Genomic DNA, 14465 nt, shown 5'->3' with positions numbered 1-14465 from the left:
GAGTATCACCCTGTCGCTGGCCCCACAATCGCGGGGCCAGCGGCGTTTTGGGGGCAACGATAACCGCGTCAGCGCCCGGAGTCCGGCCAGGCGATACGGGTTTCCTCGCCGTCCGGGCGTACCTGATAGAACGCGTCCGGGTCGTCGCCCGGGCTCCAGCCGCCAAGGGAGCAGCGCACTTCTACCCCAAGCGCCGCCGCCGCTGCGCGGGCGCAGGCCTGGTCGCTCGGCCAGGGGGTGTGGGCGCTGTCGAACCAGAGACTCGCAAAGCCGTCGGCGGCCTTCTCTACCAGCAGCACCGGCACCTCGGCGCCGTCGCGTCGCCCGCTGCTTTTCCACTTCTGCTTGCCCGCCGGCGTCAGCGCCGGCGCGTCGATCGCCTTTTCGAGCCAGGCGTTGATCGCGTCGAGCTCCACCCGCGCCAGATACACTTCGATGTCCGGAAAGCGCTCGCTCATGGGGTCTCCTCGGGCTCGCTCAACAGCGTTTCGAGCGTGGACTCGTAGATCCGGCTGAGTGTATCGAGATCCGCGGCACACACGCGCTCGTTGACCTTGTGGATGGTGTCGTTGAGCGGACCGAGCTCCACCACCTGGGCGCCGAGGGTGGCAATGAAGCGCCCGTCCGAGGTGCCGCCGCTGGTCGAAAGCGCCGGGCGCTGCCCGGTGACGCGCTCGACGCTGCGGGTCACTGCGTCCACCAGCGCGCCTTCGGCGGTGAGAAACGGCTCGCCGTTGAGCGTCCACTCGATGTGAAAGTCGAGCCCGTGGGCGTCGAGGATCGCCTCGGTGCGCGACTCTAGCTCTTCGCGGGTCACCTCGGTGGAGTAGCGGAAATTGAACACCACCTCGATCTCGCCGGGAATCACGTTGGTGGCCCCGGTGCCGGCGCGAAAGTTGGAGATCTGAAAGCTGGTCGCCGGGAAGAAGTCGTTGCCCGCATCCCAGTGTTCGCGCGTAAGCGCCTCGAGCGCCGGCAGCGCCTGGTGGATCGGGTTGCGCGCCAGGTGCGGGTAGGCGACGTGGCCCTGCACGCCCTTGACGTGCAGCACGCCGCCGAGCGAGCCGCGCCGGCCGTTCTTGATCGTATCGCCAAGGGTGGCGGTGGAGGAGGGCTCGCCGACGATGCAGTAGTCCAGGCGCTCGTTGCGCTCGCGCAGATGCTCGACCACCGCGCGGGTGCCGTCGATCGCCGGGCCCTCTTCATCAGAAGTGATCAGAAACGCGATGCGCCCGGGGTGGGTTGGCACGCGCTCGACGAAGCGCTCGACGGCGGTGATCATCGCCGCAAGGCTGCCTTTCATGTCCGAGGCGCCGCGCCCGCAGAGCATGCCGTCATCGTCGATGCAGGGTGAAAACGGCGGAAACTCCCAGCTCGTGTGCGGGCCGCTCGGCACCACGTCGGTGTGGCCGGCAAAGGCCAGCACCGGGCCGTGGTGGCCGCGCACCGCCCAGAAGTTCTCCACGTCGCCAAAGCGCAGGCGCTCGACATGAAAATCGAGCGCCTTCAGGCGCTCGATCATCAGCGGCTGGCAGCCCTCGTCGTCCGGCGTGACCGAGGCGCGGATCAACAGATCGAAGGCCAGCGCCAGAGTCGGCGACAAGCCCTCGGGCTCAGTTATGGGCATGCAGCGCCTCGTTCAGCGCTACGGCGCTCTTGTTGGTCAGGCACTCGACGCGACCGGTTTGCGAGTTGCGCCGCAAGAGCAGATCGTTTTGGCCCGCCAGCTCGCGCCCGGAGACGGTCTGAACGTCATTTCTGGCGTCGTCGAGCAGCGTGACCTTGGTGCCGGCGGTGATGTAGAGCCCGGCTTCCACGGTGCAGCGGTCGCCGAGCGGAATGCCGATACCGGCGTTGGCGCCGATCAGGCAGCCTTCGCCCACCTTGATGACGATGTTGCCACCACCGGAGAGCGTGCCCATGGTCGAGCAGCCGCCGCCAAGATCCGAGCCCTTGCCGACGAACACGCCCGCCGAGATGCGTCCTTCGATCATGCCCGGGCCTTCGGTGCCGGCGTTGAAGTTGACGAATCCTTCGTGCATCACCGTGGTGCCTTCACCCAGATACGCCCCTAGCCGCACGCGGGCGGTGTCGCCGATGCGGATGCCTGCGGGCACCACGTAGTCGGTCATTTTGGGGAACTTGTCGACGCAGTCCACGGAGAGCGGGCGGCCGGCGAGGCGCGCCTTCAGGCGCCGGGCGGAAAGCTCCTCGATATCGATCGCGCCTTCGCTGGTCCAGGCGATGTTGCGCAGAAGCCCGAACATGCCGGTGAGATCCAGCCCATGGGGCTTGACCAGCCGGTGGGAGAGCAGGTGCAGCTTGAGGTACACCTCCGGGGCGCTTTGCGGAGCGGCGTCGGTGTCGATGAACATGGCGACCAGCGGACGCTTGCTCTCGGCAAGCGACTCGGCAAGCTCGGCCTGCTCGGCGTGGCCCGCCTCACCCAGCGCACTTGCCAGCGCCTGGCACTGTTCGGGAAGAAAGCTGATCGCTTGCGTGCCTTCAGGGGCGTCCAGCGCCTTTTTGGCGGCGGCCACCAGACTCTCGGCGGGTTGGTAAAGCGGCGCCGGATAGTAGATTTCCAGCCAGTCGCCTTGCGTATTTTGCGTGCCGATTCCAAGCGCGAAGCTCAGCATAAAGCGTTTTCCTTTCAATGGGTCTAAATCGAATCAGTGGGTCTTGATCAAAAGCGAGGCGCCGCTTACTGGCTGATGTTGTCGTAGTCACCGTCCTGGTAGCCGACCAGGATTTGATGGCTATCGAGCTCCAGCAGCGGGCGCTTCAAAAGCGTGGGGTGTTTGAGGATCAGCTCGCGCCCGGAGGTCGCGTCGAGGTTCTCCTTTTCGTCATCGGAGAGCTCGCGCCAGGTCTTGCTGCGCTTGTTGATCGCCTTCAGAAGCGGCACCTGCTCGAGGATATGTTCGAGCAGGCTCGCCGACAGGCCATCCTTGCGCAGGTCGTGGGTCTTGAAGGCCAAACCTTTCTCATCCAGCGCCTTTCGCGCCTTGCGGCAGGTATCGCAGTTGTCGATCATGTAAAGCGTCAGCATGAAGCCTCCTGAGCGTTCTGTTGTGAGCCTTGACGGGCGTTAACGCCTCGTCTCACTAGCGTAGCCAAAACCGGGCGGTCGCGGGTGTCATCCGCGCTCGATCAGCCGACGGATGCGCCGGGCCGCTTCCAGCGTCGGTTCGAGCTCGGCCACCAGCGCCAGACGCAGCCGCCCTGCGCCCGGGTTGTGGCCCTGGGCGTTCTCGCGCCCCATCAGGCTGCCCGGCAGTACGCTTACGTGCTCCTCGCAAAAAAGGCGCTGGCTGAAGGCGATGTCGTCGCCGCCGGGCACCGCGGGCCAGAGATAGAAACTCGCCTCCGGCGTGGGAAAATCCATCACCGGGGCGAGTACCTCGGTCACCGCCTGGAATTTCTCGCGGTAGGCGTCGCGGTTGGCGCGCACGTGCGCCTCGTCCTGCCAGGCCGCGATCGAGGCGCGCTGCACCGGCAGCGACATGGCCGAGCCGTGGTAGGTGCGGTAGCGCTTGAAGGGCGTGAGAAGCGCTTCGTCGCCAGCGACGAAGCCCGAGCGCAGCCCCGGCAGGTTCGAGCGCTTGGAGAGCGAGTGAAACACCACGCAGCGGCGGAAGTCGTTACGGCCAAGCTCGGTGCAGGCCTGCAGAAGCCCCGGCGGCGGCGCGGTTTCATCGAGGTAGAGCTCCGAGTAGCACTCGTCCGAGGCGATGATGAAATCGTGCTCGTCGGCAAGCTTGATCAGCGCCTTGAACTCGTCGATCGAGGTGACCGCGCCGGTCGGGTTGCCCGGCGAGCAGAGAAACACGATCTGCACGTCCTGCCAGGTCTTCTCGCTGACCGCGGAGAAATCCGGGCGAAAGCCGTTCTCGGCGGTGCAGTCCAGATACAGCGGCGTGCCGCCGGCCAGAAGCGTGGCGCCTTCATAAATCTGGTAGAACGGGTTGGGCACCGCCACCTTTGCCGGCCGGGTGCGGTCGAGGGCGGCCTGTACGAAGGCGAAGATCGCCTCGCGGGTGCCGTTGACCGGCACCACTTCGCGCTCCGGGTCGAGCCCGGCAAGCCCGAAGCGCGAAGTGGCCCAGGCGCTGATCTGCTCGCGAAGCGCCGCCAAGCCGTTGGTCGCCGGGTAGCGCGCCATCTCGTCGAGACTCTGCGCCAGCGCCGTGAGCGCTGCGGGGTAGGGCGCGTGCTGCGGCTCGCCGATGGTCAGCGCCACGTGGGAGAGCCCCGGCGGGGCGCTCAGCCCCTGCTTGAGCGCGGCCAGCTTTTCGAACGGATAGGGGTGCAGGGCATCGAGATCAGGGTTCATGGCGTGTCCGTTGATGGGCGGGCCGCGGCGCGCGGTGCTGGGTGAAAAAAGGCCCTGATTATAAGCATGCCCGGTGACCACCTCAAATCCGCCGCCGGCATGGCCGCCCAGGTGCGGCGGCTCAAACGCTGAGCACCTCGATCAGCCGTTCGCGCAGCCGCTGCTGGCGCGTTGGGTCGGTGAGCGGTTCGCCGGCCTTGGTGGTGATGAAAAAGACGTCCTCGACCCGCTCGCCGAGGGTGGCGATCTTCGCCGTGGAAAGGGCGATGTCCTGCTCCATGAAGATGCGTCCGACCCGGGCCAGAAGCCCTGGGCGGTCCGGTGCGGTGAGTTCGAGCAGGGTGCGCTCGTTGGCCGGGTCCTGCTCGATCAGTACCTCGGTCGGCACCTTGAAGTGCTTGAGCTGGCGCGGCGTGTGGCGGGTGACGATCTGGGGGTAGTCGTCCGGGTCGTCGAGCTCCTCGACCAGGTGGCTGCGCATCTCCTCGATGCGGGCCGGGTCGCGAATCGGCTGGCCGTGGCTGTCGAGCACGATGAAGGTGTTGAGCGTCCAGTCGTGGTGCGAGGTGGCGATGCGCGCGTCGTGAATCGAGAGCCCCAGCTGCTCCATCGCCGCGGCGGTGGCGGCGAACAGATCGTCCACCGAGCGGGTGTGGATGAACACCTTGGTGCCGCCTTCCGCCATGTCTTCGGTGGGCGCGCTGATCAGCACCAGCGGAAGCGTCGGGTCCTGGTGGGCAGAGTTCTGGTGAGCCAGAATGCCCTGGGTCTGCCAGACGATTTCGCTCGGCGCGTACTGCAAAAAGTAGTCCTCGCCCAGGGATTCCCAGAGCGTGTCGATGCGCGCGCTATCCACGCCCACGCTCATTAGAAGCGAGCGCGCCTCGAGGCGCGTCTCGCGCACCCAGTCGTCGCGGTCCGGCGGATTTTTGAGCCCACGGCGCAGCGCGCGCTTGGTTTCGGCATGGAGCTGGCGTAAGAGCGAGGCGCGCCAGCCGTTCCAGAGCGTGGGGTTGGTGGCGTTGATGTCCGCCACGGTGAGCACGTAAAGATAATCGAGCCGGGTTTCGTCGCGCACCGTGAAGGCGAAGTCGCGGATCACGTCCGGGTCGCTGATGTCGCGCTTTTGCGCGGTCATCGACATCACCAGGTGGTGCTCGACCAGCCAGCGCACCAGGCTCGTGTCGTGACTCGAGACGTGGTGGCGCCGGCAGAACTGCTCGACGTCGAGCGCGCCGATCTCGGAGTGATCGCCGCCGCGCCCCTTGCCGATATCGTGAAAGAGCCCCGCGATCCACAAAAGCTCGAGCTTGGGCAGCTGGTGGATGAGGGTGGCCGCCACCGGGAAGTCCGCTTTGGCCTCGGGTTTGCGAAAGCCGTGCAGAAATTTCAAAAGGCGCAGGGTGTGGGCGTCGACGGTATAGATATGAAACAGGTCGTGCTGCATCAGGCCTACCGCGCGGCCGAACTCCGGCAGGTACTTGCCCAGAATGCCGTAGCGGTTCATCCGCCGCAGCTGGCGCGGCACGTTACCCGGCGCGCGGATGATCGCCATGAACAGCCGCCGGTGGCGCGGGTCTTCACGGTAGTGGTCGTCGATCAGGTGGCGGTGATCGCGAATCAGCCGGATGGTGTCGGCGCGCACGCCCTCGATTTCCGGGTGGCGGGCCATCATCAGAAAGAGCTCGAGCATCGCCTCCGGGTGGTCGCGAAAAAGCGTGCGCGAGCGCGCCTGGATATAGCCGCCCCGGGTTTCGAAGCGCTCGTTGAGGGTCACCGTTTCGAGCTTTTCGCGCCCGCGCAGAATCACCTCGTCGAAGTGTTGCAGCAGCATGTCGTTGAGCCCGGCCAGCGCCGTGACGTGGCGGTAGTAGCGCTTCATGAACTGCTCGACGGCGAGGCGCTCCGGCGTGTCCTTGAACCCGAACAGCTCGGCGATGGTGCGCTGATGATCGAACAAAAGCCGATCCTCGGCGCGGCCCGTGAGCATGTGCAGCGCGTAGCGCACCTGCCACAAGAAGGCCTGACCCTGGCTCAGGATTCTAAGCTCGGCGTCGTTCATGAAGCCGCGGGCGACGATGTCGACGTACTGCTCGGTGTCGAAGTGGCGCTTGGCCACCCAGCCGATCATCTGAATGTCGCGAAGCCCGCCCGGCGAGCTCTTGATGTTCGGTTCCAGGTGATACTCGGAGTTGTTGTAGCGGTAGTGACGGGTGATCTGCTCTTGCCATTTGGCCTCGAAGAAGCGATCCGCCGGCCAGATGTTGTCGGGTGAGAGCCTTGCGCGCATCGCCTCGCGAAGGTGCTCGGGGCCGCTGATCAGACGCGATTCGAGCAAATTCGTGATCACCGTGACGTCATCGGCAGCCTCGCGCTCGCAGTCGTCGAGCGAGCGCACGCTGTGGCCGATCTCGAGTCCTATATCCCACAAAAAGGTGATGAAGGCAGTCAGCGGCTCACGGTAGGCGCTATCGTCGTCGCGCTCCAGAAGTAGCAGCAGGTCGACATCCGAGTGCGGGTGCAGCTCGCCGCGCCCGTAGCCGCCCACGGCGATCAGCGCGATACCGTCGTCCGGCCACTCGATGCGCGCCCAGGCGATCGCCAGCAGCTGGTCGAGATACCAGGCGCGCCCGCGCACCAGGTCGCGAATGTCGGTGCCGGCGCGAAAGCGCTCGTCGAGGCGCGCCTGGATCTCCTTGAGCGCGGCCTTGAACGGGGCAATGGGGGAGCGCGAGCCCGAAAGCTCGGCGCGAAACGCCTCGAGATCGAAAAGCGTGGTGTCCGGTTCGAACCGGTGGTGGTGGAGGAGCATCAGTTGAGGAAGCTGAAGTCTTCGTCGCTGCGCGCGGTCAGCACCTCGACGCCGGTGTCGGTGACCAGCAGCGTGTGCTCCCACTGGGCGGAGAGGCTCTTGTCCTTGGTCACCGCGGTCCAGCCGTCGCGCAGCACTTTGGTTTTGTAACCGCCGACGTTGATCATCGGCTCGATGGTGAAGCACATGCCCGGCGCAAGCGCGATGTCGGCGGAGGGGGCGTAGCCGTCGTAGTGGAGAAACTGCGGGTCTTCGTGGAAGTCCGCGCCGATGCCATGACCGCAAAAATCGCGTACCACCGAGTAGCCGTGGCTCTCGGCGTGCTTCTGGATCACGCGGGCAAGCGCTGAGAGGTGAACGCCGGGCTTGACCTCGGCAATGCTCTTGTAAAGGCACTCCTGGGTCACGCGGCAAAGGCGCTCGCCCTGGATAGTCTCGCCGACGACGAACATGACGCTGGAGTCGCCGTGATAGCCGTCCGGCGTTTTCACCGTGATGTCCAGGTTCATGATGTCGCCATTCTTGAGCTTCTTGTCGAAGTCCGGAAAGCCGTGACACACCACGTGGTTGATCGAGGTGCAGGAGGAGTGGGTGTAGCCGTGGTAGTTCAGCGTCGCCGGTACGGAGCCCAACTCGTCGACGATGTAGTCGTGACAGCGCTTGTCGATTTCGCCGGTGGAAACGCCGGCCACGACGAAGGGCGTGATCATCTCCAGAACGCTGGCCGCCTGGCGGCCGGCTTCGCGCATTTTCTCGATTTCTTCCGCTGTCTTGATGGGTACGTTCATGACTTCTCGATTTGGCGTATTGGGACGACCGCTGGCGCCGGGTGAAAAGGCGCAAACCAGCGGGTGCGGCTTCATCTTGACAATCATATATGGTATAAAGCCGCGCGCTTTCCTGCAATCGCCATCCCGCAATCGCCTTTTCGGCGCGGCCGGCGGCGGTGGCCGGCGAGCGAACCGAGAGCGCCGCGCGAAAAAAACGTCGCGCGGCGATATATAGCAAGCCTTGAAAACACACATGCACCGGCACATGGTCCCGGGTGCCGCTAGCCTCGCAAGGCGCCTTGATGGCGCTGAGTCTACCGGTCGGATCCATGGGGTGCGTGGAGGCCTAACCCGAGTTTCAGGAGTTCTACCATGGCTCACGTCAACATGCGTGATCTGCTCAAAGCAGGCGCTCACTTCGGTCACCAGACCAAATACTGGAACCCGAAGATGGGCAAGTACATCTTCGGCGCGCGCAACAAGATCCACATCATCAACCTCGAGCACACCCTGCCGGCGCTGAACGAAGCGATCGACGTGGTCGAGAAGATGGCGTCGTCCAACAACAAGATTCTGTTCGTTGGCACCAAGCGCAGCGCTGGCAAGATCATCAAAGAAGAAGCCAACCGCGTCAACCAGCCGTTCGTCAACCACCGCTGGCTCGGCGGCATGCTGACCAACTTCAAGACCATTCGTCAGTCCATCAAGCGTCTGCGCGAGCTTGAGACGATGCACGAAGACGGCACCTTCGCGAAGTTGACCAAGAAAGAAGTCCTGATGGCCACGCGCGAGCAGGAAAAACTCGAGCGCTCCATCGGCGGTATCAAGAACATGGGCGGCCTGCCGGACGCGCTGTTCGTGATCGACGTTGACCACGAGCGTATCGCGATCAACGAAGCCAACAAGCTGGGCATCCCGGTCATTGGCGTGGTCGACACCAACTCCAACCCCGATGGCGTGGACTACGTCATTCCGGGTAACGACGACTCCATCCGCGCGATCCAGATCTACGTGAAGGCGATCGCCGACGCGTGTGGCCGCGCCAAGGAAGGTCGTCCGGATGAGTTCGTCGAAGTCACCGACGAGCCGGCGTCCGCCGAAACCGACGCCGCCGCCGAGTAAGGCGCTGGCGGATGCGGCGGGCAGTAAAGCCGCATCGCGTTAAGGGGGCCCTGGCCCCCTTTTTTCCCGCTTGGCGGGTCGATTCACGCCGGGTTTGATGCCGGCGCCGCGCTGCGATACAAAAGGGTCATCTGGTCCTGTTAGCGTATAGCGCGTTTAACTCTCAAGTCTCCTTTCAGAGGTGAATTCTCATGGCAGCTATCAGCGCCTCTCAGGTTAAAGAACTGCGCGAACGTACCGGCCTTGGCATGATGGAGTGCAAGAAGGCGCTCACCGAAGCCGACGGCAACATCGACGTGGCGATCGAGAACCTGCGCAAGAGCTCGGGTCTCAAGGCGGCCAAGAAGGCCGGTCGTACCGCCGCCGAAGGTGCCGTGGTCACGCGCGTGGCCGAGGATGGAAGCTACGGAGTGATGGTCGAGATCAACTCCGAGACCGACTTCGTCGCCCGTGACGACAACTTCATCAACTTCGCAAGCAAGGTGGCGGACGCCTTCTTTGCGGCGAAGAGCGACGACGTGGCCAAGGTCACCGAAGGCGAGATCGAAAGCGATCGTGAGCAGCTGGTTCAGAAGATCGGCGAGAACATCGGCGTGCGTCGCGCGGTGGTGGTCGAGGCGGCCGAAGGCGGTCTGGTCGGCGAGTACGTCCACGGCGGCCGTATTGGCGTTTTGACCGTACTCAAGGGCGGCACCACGGAAGCGGCCAAGGATGTCGCAATGCACGTGGCGGCGATCAACCCGAGCGTTGCCCACCCGGAAGACATGCCGCAAGAGCAGCTCGACGAAGAGAAGGCGATCATCCTGGCCCAGCCGGACATGGCCGGCAAGCCCGAGCAGATCGCCGAGAAGATGGTTCAGGGTCGTCTCAAGAAGTACCTGGCCGAGAATAGCCTGACCGAGCAGCCCTTCGTCAAGGACCCCAACCAGTCGGTTGCCGAGTTCGTCAAGGCCGCCGGCGGCGAAGTCGTTGGCTTCACACGCTTTGAAGTGGGTGAAGGCATCGAGAAGGAAGAAGTCGACTTCGCTAAAGAGGTAATGGAACAGGCTGGCCGTCGCTAAGGTCAGAGGTTCCAGTTTGTCGATGGCGTGCGCGCAAGCGCACGCCATCGTGTATCCGGCCCATGGAAACGGCGCACGGCGCTTGCTTTTTGGGTCGGCTACTCCCTACCTTGCCGCAATCCAGGAGAGTTGCCATGTCACGTGATGTTCAGGACGCAAGCCCCGCCGCCGCCAAGATGGATAAATCGAAGTCCAAGTACAAGCGGATACTGCTCAAGCTCTCCGGCGAGGCGCTGATGGGCTCCCATGATTTCGGTATCGATCCGGCGGTGCTGGATCGCATGGCGCTGGAGATCGGTCAGCTCGTCGGGATCGGCGTGCAGGTGGGTATCGTGATTGGGGGCGGCAACCTGTTTCGCGGCGCCGCGCTCAACGAAGCGGGCATGGATCGGGTCACCGGCGATCACATGGGAATGCTGGCAACGGTGATGAACGCGCTGGCGATGCGCGATGCGCTCGAGCGCTCCAACATTCGCTCGCGCGTGATGTCAGCGATTCCCATGAGCGGCGTGGTCGAGCACTACGACCGCCGTACGGCGATCCGCTATCTCACCTCCGGCGATGTCGTGCTGTTCTCCGCCGGCACCGGCAACCCGTTCTTCACCACCGACTCCGCGGCGTGCCTGCGCGGCATCGAAGTCGACGTGGACGTGGTGATTAAAGCCACCAAGGTGGACGGCGTGTACAATAAGGATCCGGTCAAATACCCGGATGCGGTCAAGTACGACCAGCTCAGCTACGACGACGCGCTGGACCAGAAACTCGGCGTCATGGATTTGACCGCTATCTGCCTGGTACGGGACCATGACATGCCGGTACGCGTATTCGATATGAACAAGCCTGGCGCCTTGCTCAACCTCGTCGTAGGGGGCAAGGAAGGCACGCTGATAGACAGAGGATAAACACGTGATTAACGACATCAAGAAAGATGCCGAAACGCGCATGAAGAAAAGCGTCGACGCGGTGCACACCAACTTCAACAAGATCCGTACCGGGCGGGCGCACCCGAGCATCCTGGATGCGGTGACCGTGGAGTACTACGGCGGCCAGGTGCCGCTCAATCAGGTTGCCTCGGTCAACGTCGAAGACGCGCGCACGCTCACCGTCACCCCCTGGGAGCAGCCCATGGTGCCGAAGATCGAAAAAGCGATCATGACCTCGGATCTGGGTCTGAACCCGGCCAGCGCCGGTAACGTGATTCGCGTGCCGATGCCGATGCTCACCGAAGAGACGCGCAAGACCTACATCAAGCAGGCGCGCGCTGAAGCCGAGAGCGCGCGGGTGGCGATTCGCAACGTGCGCCGCGACGCCAACGGCGATTTCAAGTCGCTGTTGAAGGACAAGGAGATCACCGAGGACGATCAGCGCCAGGGCGAAGACGAGATCCAGAAACTCACCGACAAGTACATCGCCGAGATCGACAAGGCGCTGGCGGCCAAAGAGCAGGATCTGCTGCAGGTGTAAGTCTCGTCTTCCATTACGCCCGGGGCGCTTCCCGGGCGACGGTGTGGCCTATTTATGATTGAACGTTGGTGCAATACCCCATGACGTCGCCGCAGTTTCCGACCCGGGCGCCGCACGATGCCTCGCCCGCCGGCACCGGGGAGTCTTCTCCCCTGCACGTGGCCATCATCATGGACGGCAACAACCGCTGGGCGCGCGCCCGCGGGCTCTCCGGAGTGCGCGGCCATCGGGCCGGCGTCGAGGCGGTGCGCGCGGTGATTCAGCGAGCCGCCGAGCGCGGTGTGAAGACACTAAGCCTGTTCGCCTTCTCCAGCGAGAACTGGAAGCGCCCGGCCGCCGAGGTCAACGCGCTGATGGAGCTCTTTTTGATGGCGCTCAAGCGCGAGGTCAAGAAGCTTCACGAGCGCAACATTCGCCTCTCGGTGATCGGCGAGCAGCAGGGCTTTTCCCACGCCATCCAGAAGCACATTCAGCGCGCCGAGGCGCTCACCGCCGACAATACCGGCATGCACCTGGTGATCGCCGCCAACTACGGCGGCCACTGGGACATCGCTCGCGCCAGTCGAGCGCTCGCCGAGCAGGTGGCGGCGGGGGCGCTCGACCCGAAGGAGATCGATGAGACGCGGCTCGACCAGGCGATGAATACTGCCGAGGTGCCGCCGGTGGATCTTTGCATTCGCACCAGCGGCGAGCAGCGGCTCTCCAACTTTCTGCTCTGGCAGCTGGCCTACGCCGAGCTCTACTTCTCACCGCTTTACTGGCCGGACTTCGGCGCCCAGGCGTTCGACGGCGCCTTGAACGAGTTCTGCTCGCGGCGCCGGCGCTTTGGCATGACGGACGAACAAATAGAGGCGCAAGGTGCTTAGACAGCGGATCATCACCGCAGCCTGGTTGGCTCCCCTGACGCTGATCGGCCTGTTTGGACTACAAGGCGGCGCCTTTGCGCTGTTCACCGCGCTGATCGTGCTGCTCGGCGCCTGGGAGTGGACCAATCTGGCCGGCGTCACCCGCCGGGCAGAGCGCCTGAAGCTCACTGCGCTTACGGCGCTGTTCATGGCCGCACTCTGGGCCGGCGGCTTCGCCTACGCCAGCTGGCCGCTGTGGCTCGCGGCGATCGGCTGGGCGGTCAACTTCTACTGGGTGGCGAACTACCCGGAAAAGCGCCAGCAGTGGCAAAGCCGCGCCGGGCGCCTGGCCACTGGCCTCTGGGTACTGCTGACCTGCTGGGTGGGCTTCAACGTGCTGCGGGAAAGCGGCGGGATCTGGCTTCTGTTCGTACTGCTTCTGGTGTGGAGTGCTGATATCGGCGCCTACTTCGCCGGGCGGCGCTTTGGCAAACGCAAGCTCGCCCCGCGCGTAAGCCCGGGCAAGACCTGGGAGGGCGTTTATGGGGCGCTGGTGGCTACCTTCTTGCTGGCGCTGGGGTTTGCCCTTTGGCAGCCGATGGGCGTGACCGGCGGCGTGATCCTGGTCGCGATGACGGCGCTGATCACCTTCGTCTCGGTGCTGGGTGATCTGTTTGAAAGCATGCTCAAGCGCTTTCGCGACATCAAGGACTCGAGCAACCTGCTGCCCGGTCACGGCGGCGTGCTCGACCGCGTCGACAGCCTCACCGCGGCGATTCCGCTGTTCGCGCTGCTCTATTCCGAAGTGCTGAGCGTGCAGGTCGCCGCGCTATGAGTCTCAATTCACCGCAAAACGTCACCGTGCTCGGCGCGACCGGCTCGATCGGTAAAAGCACGCTCGATGTGATCGCCCGCCACCCCGAGCGCTACCGCGCCTACGCGCTCACCGCCCACACGTCGAAAGAGGCATTGTTCGAGCAGTGCCTGACTCACCGACCCGAGATCGCGGTGCTCGACGCCGCCGAGGACGCCGAATGGCTCGAAGCCGAGCTTTCGCGCGCGGGCCTGCCCACCCGAGTGGCCTTCGGCGTCGAGGCGCTGTGTGCCGTAGCCCGCGATGCGCAAGTCGATACCGTGATGGCGGCGATCGTCGGCGCGGCGGGGCTTCTGCCTTCATTGGCCGCTGCCGAGGCGGGTAAGCGCATTCTGCTGGCCAACAAGGAAGCGCTGGTGATGAGCGGGGCGCTGTTCATGGACGCCGTCGAACGCTCGGGCGCCACGCTGTTGCCGATCGACTCCGAACACAACGCCATCTACCAGTGCCTGCCTGCCGAGCATCGCGGCGGGCTCGACCGTCACGGGGTGCGAAAGCTGCTGTTGACCGCTTCCGGCGGGCCGTTTCGCCAGTGGCGCGCCCCGGACATCGCCGCCGCCACGCCAGAGCAGGCCTGCGCCCACCCCAACTGGTCGATGGGGCGCAAGATCTCCGTGGACAGCGCCACGCTGATGAACAAGGGCCTCGAGTTGATCGAGGCGTGCTGGCTCTTTGATACCACCCCGGATCAGATTCAGGTGGTGGTGCACCCGCAGAGCGTGATCCACTCGATGGCCGCCTACAGCGATGGCTCGGTGATCGCCCAGCTCGGTAACCCGGACATGCGCACGCCGATCGCTTACGGCCTGGCCTGGCCCGAACGGATCGACTCAGGCGTCGAAGCGTTGGATCTTTTTCAGATCGCGCGGCTCGATTTCGAGGCGCCGGACGAGGCGCGCTTTCCCTGCCTGGCGCTTGCGCGCGAGGCGATGCGCCAGGGCGGCATCGCCCCGGCGATACTCAACGCCGCCAACGAAGTGGCGGTGGAAGCGTTTCTGGGCGGCGAGCTTTCCTTTGGCGCCATCGCCGAGCTGGTGGCAGGGGTGATGGGCATGGCGCAGTCGCACCGCGCGGACACCGTCGAAGAGATACTGGCCGCTGACCGCTGGGCGAGGGCGCAGGCCCGGGGGCTGCTCGAGAGTCAATACGGTGCGGACCTAACGTCGGCAGAGGAGTAGGGC

The 14465-nt window shown here is 64.6% G+C and carries 14 protein-coding genes; 7 read left to right on the top strand and 7 right to left on the bottom strand.

Annotated elements, in window-relative coordinates:
• Positions 1–68: 68 nt before the first annotated feature.
• The 7 genes from ACGK9R_RS14790 to map form a co-directional block, all read right to left on the bottom strand.
• The gene (locus ACGK9R_RS14790; RefSeq protein WP_394582602.1) at positions 69–458 is read right to left on the bottom strand and encodes a hypothetical protein; all 390 of its coding nucleotides are present in this window, start codon (positions 456–458) and stop codon (positions 69–71) included.
• Positions 455–1627: a succinyl-diaminopimelate desuccinylase gene (gene dapE, locus ACGK9R_RS14785; protein WP_394582600.1), complete on the bottom strand. Its 1173-nt coding sequence runs from the start codon at positions 1625–1627 to the stop codon at positions 455–457. Before dapE ends, ACGK9R_RS14790 begins: the two co-directional genes overlap by 4 nt.
• Positions 1614–2639, bottom strand: coding sequence for a 2,3,4,5-tetrahydropyridine-2,6-dicarboxylate N-succinyltransferase (gene dapD / locus ACGK9R_RS14780; protein ID WP_394582598.1), 1026 nt, complete (start codon positions 2637–2639; stop codon positions 1614–1616). Before dapD ends, dapE begins: the two co-directional genes overlap by 14 nt.
• Before the next feature lie 65 nt (positions 2640–2704).
• Complete coding sequence (locus ACGK9R_RS14775; protein WP_394582596.1) at positions 2705–3052, bottom strand: Spx/MgsR family RNA polymerase-binding regulatory protein; 348 nt, start codon at positions 3050–3052, stop codon at positions 2705–2707.
• 87 nt (positions 3053–3139) lie between these two features.
• Complete coding sequence (gene dapC, locus ACGK9R_RS14770; protein WP_394582594.1) at positions 3140–4336, bottom strand: succinyldiaminopimelate transaminase; 1197 nt, start codon at positions 4334–4336, stop codon at positions 3140–3142.
• 121 nt (positions 4337–4457) lie between these two features.
• A complete protein-coding gene (locus ACGK9R_RS14765; protein ID WP_394582592.1) occupies positions 4458–7148 on the bottom strand; it encodes a [protein-PII] uridylyltransferase in 2691 nt (896 codons plus the stop codon).
• Complete coding sequence (map, locus tag ACGK9R_RS14760) at positions 7148–7936, bottom strand: type I methionyl aminopeptidase (RefSeq protein ID WP_394582590.1); 789 nt, start codon at positions 7934–7936, stop codon at positions 7148–7150. The genes ACGK9R_RS14765 and map overlap by 1 nt, the downstream gene beginning before the upstream one ends.
• A gap of 354 nt (positions 7937–8290) precedes the next feature.
• Between map and rpsB the strand changes: the two genes are divergently transcribed.
• The 7 genes from rpsB to ispC all read left to right on the top strand — a co-directional run bounded on the left by rpsB (position 8291) and on the right by ispC (position 14462).
• Entirely contained in the window at positions 8291–9040 is a 750-nt protein-coding gene (rpsB, locus tag ACGK9R_RS14755; protein ID WP_394582587.1) for a 30S ribosomal protein S2, read from the top strand.
• 191 nt (positions 9041–9231) lie between these two features.
• Positions 9232–10101: a translation elongation factor Ts gene (gene tsf, locus ACGK9R_RS14750; RefSeq protein WP_394582585.1), complete on the top strand. Its 870-nt coding sequence runs from the start codon at positions 9232–9234 to the stop codon at positions 10099–10101.
• Between the two features lie 134 nt (positions 10102–10235).
• Entirely contained in the window at positions 10236–11003 is a 768-nt protein-coding gene (gene pyrH / locus ACGK9R_RS14745) for a UMP kinase (RefSeq protein WP_394582583.1), read from the top strand.
• A gap of 4 nt (positions 11004–11007) precedes the next feature.
• Positions 11008–11565: a ribosome recycling factor gene (gene frr / locus ACGK9R_RS14740; RefSeq protein WP_394582581.1), complete on the top strand. Its 558-nt coding sequence runs from the start codon at positions 11008–11010 to the stop codon at positions 11563–11565.
• Between the two features lie 80 nt (positions 11566–11645).
• Positions 11646–12431, top strand: coding sequence for a polyprenyl diphosphate synthase (uppS, locus tag ACGK9R_RS14735; protein WP_394582579.1), 786 nt, complete (start codon positions 11646–11648; stop codon positions 12429–12431).
• Positions 12424–13245, top strand: a complete 822-nt coding sequence (locus tag ACGK9R_RS14730; protein ID WP_394582577.1) for a phosphatidate cytidylyltransferase — start codon at positions 12424–12426, stop codon at positions 13243–13245. The genes uppS and ACGK9R_RS14730 overlap by 8 nt, the downstream gene beginning before the upstream one ends.
• On the top strand, positions 13242–14462 hold the full coding sequence (ispC, locus tag ACGK9R_RS14725; protein ID WP_394582575.1) for a 1-deoxy-D-xylulose-5-phosphate reductoisomerase: 1221 nt from the start codon (positions 13242–13244) through the stop codon (positions 14460–14462). The genes ACGK9R_RS14730 and ispC overlap by 4 nt, the downstream gene beginning before the upstream one ends.
• Positions 14463–14465 lie beyond the last annotated feature (3 nt).

It is taken from the genome of Halomonas sp. HNIBRBA4712, from assembly GCF_043558675.1.
Taxonomy (GTDB): Bacteria; Pseudomonadota; Gammaproteobacteria; order Pseudomonadales; family Halomonadaceae; genus Vreelandella.
The sequence above is the reverse complement of the archived record's forward strand: the minus strand, read 5'-3'. Positions and strand labels throughout refer to the sequence as shown.

Excerpts from the sequence above, each read along its gene's own strand:
- ACGK9R_RS14790 (WP_394582602.1), bottom strand. The coding sequence starts at position 458 with ATGAGCGAGCGCTTTCCGGACATCGAAGTGTATCTGGCGCGGGTGGAG.
- dapE (WP_394582600.1), bottom strand. The coding sequence starts at position 1,627 with ATGCCCATAACTGAGCCCGAGGGCTTGTCGCCGACTCTGGCGCTGGCC.
- dapD (WP_394582598.1), bottom strand. The coding sequence starts at position 2,639 with ATGCTGAGCTTCGCGCTTGGAATCGGCACGCAAAATACGCAAGGCGAC.
- ACGK9R_RS14775 (WP_394582596.1), bottom strand. The coding sequence starts at position 3,052 with ATGCTGACGCTTTACATGATCGACAACTGCGATACCTGCCGCAAGGCG.
- dapC (WP_394582594.1), bottom strand. The coding sequence starts at position 4,336 with ATGAACCCTGATCTCGATGCCCTGCACCCCTATCCGTTCGAAAAGCTG.
- ACGK9R_RS14765 (WP_394582592.1), bottom strand. The coding sequence starts at position 7,148 with ATGCTCCTCCACCACCACCGGTTCGAACCGGACACCACGCTTTTCGAT.
- map (WP_394582590.1), bottom strand. The coding sequence starts at position 7,936 with ATGAACGTACCCATCAAGACAGCGGAAGAAATCGAGAAAATGCGCGAA.
- rpsB (WP_394582587.1), top strand. The coding sequence starts at position 8,291 with ATGGCTCACGTCAACATGCGTGATCTGCTCAAAGCAGGCGCTCACTTC.
- tsf (WP_394582585.1), top strand. The coding sequence starts at position 9,232 with ATGGCAGCTATCAGCGCCTCTCAGGTTAAAGAACTGCGCGAACGTACC.
- pyrH (WP_394582583.1), top strand. The coding sequence starts at position 10,236 with ATGTCACGTGATGTTCAGGACGCAAGCCCCGCCGCCGCCAAGATGGAT.
- uppS (WP_394582579.1), top strand. The coding sequence starts at position 11,646 with ATGACGTCGCCGCAGTTTCCGACCCGGGCGCCGCACGATGCCTCGCCC.
- ispC (WP_394582575.1), top strand. The coding sequence starts at position 13,242 with ATGAGTCTCAATTCACCGCAAAACGTCACCGTGCTCGGCGCGACCGGC.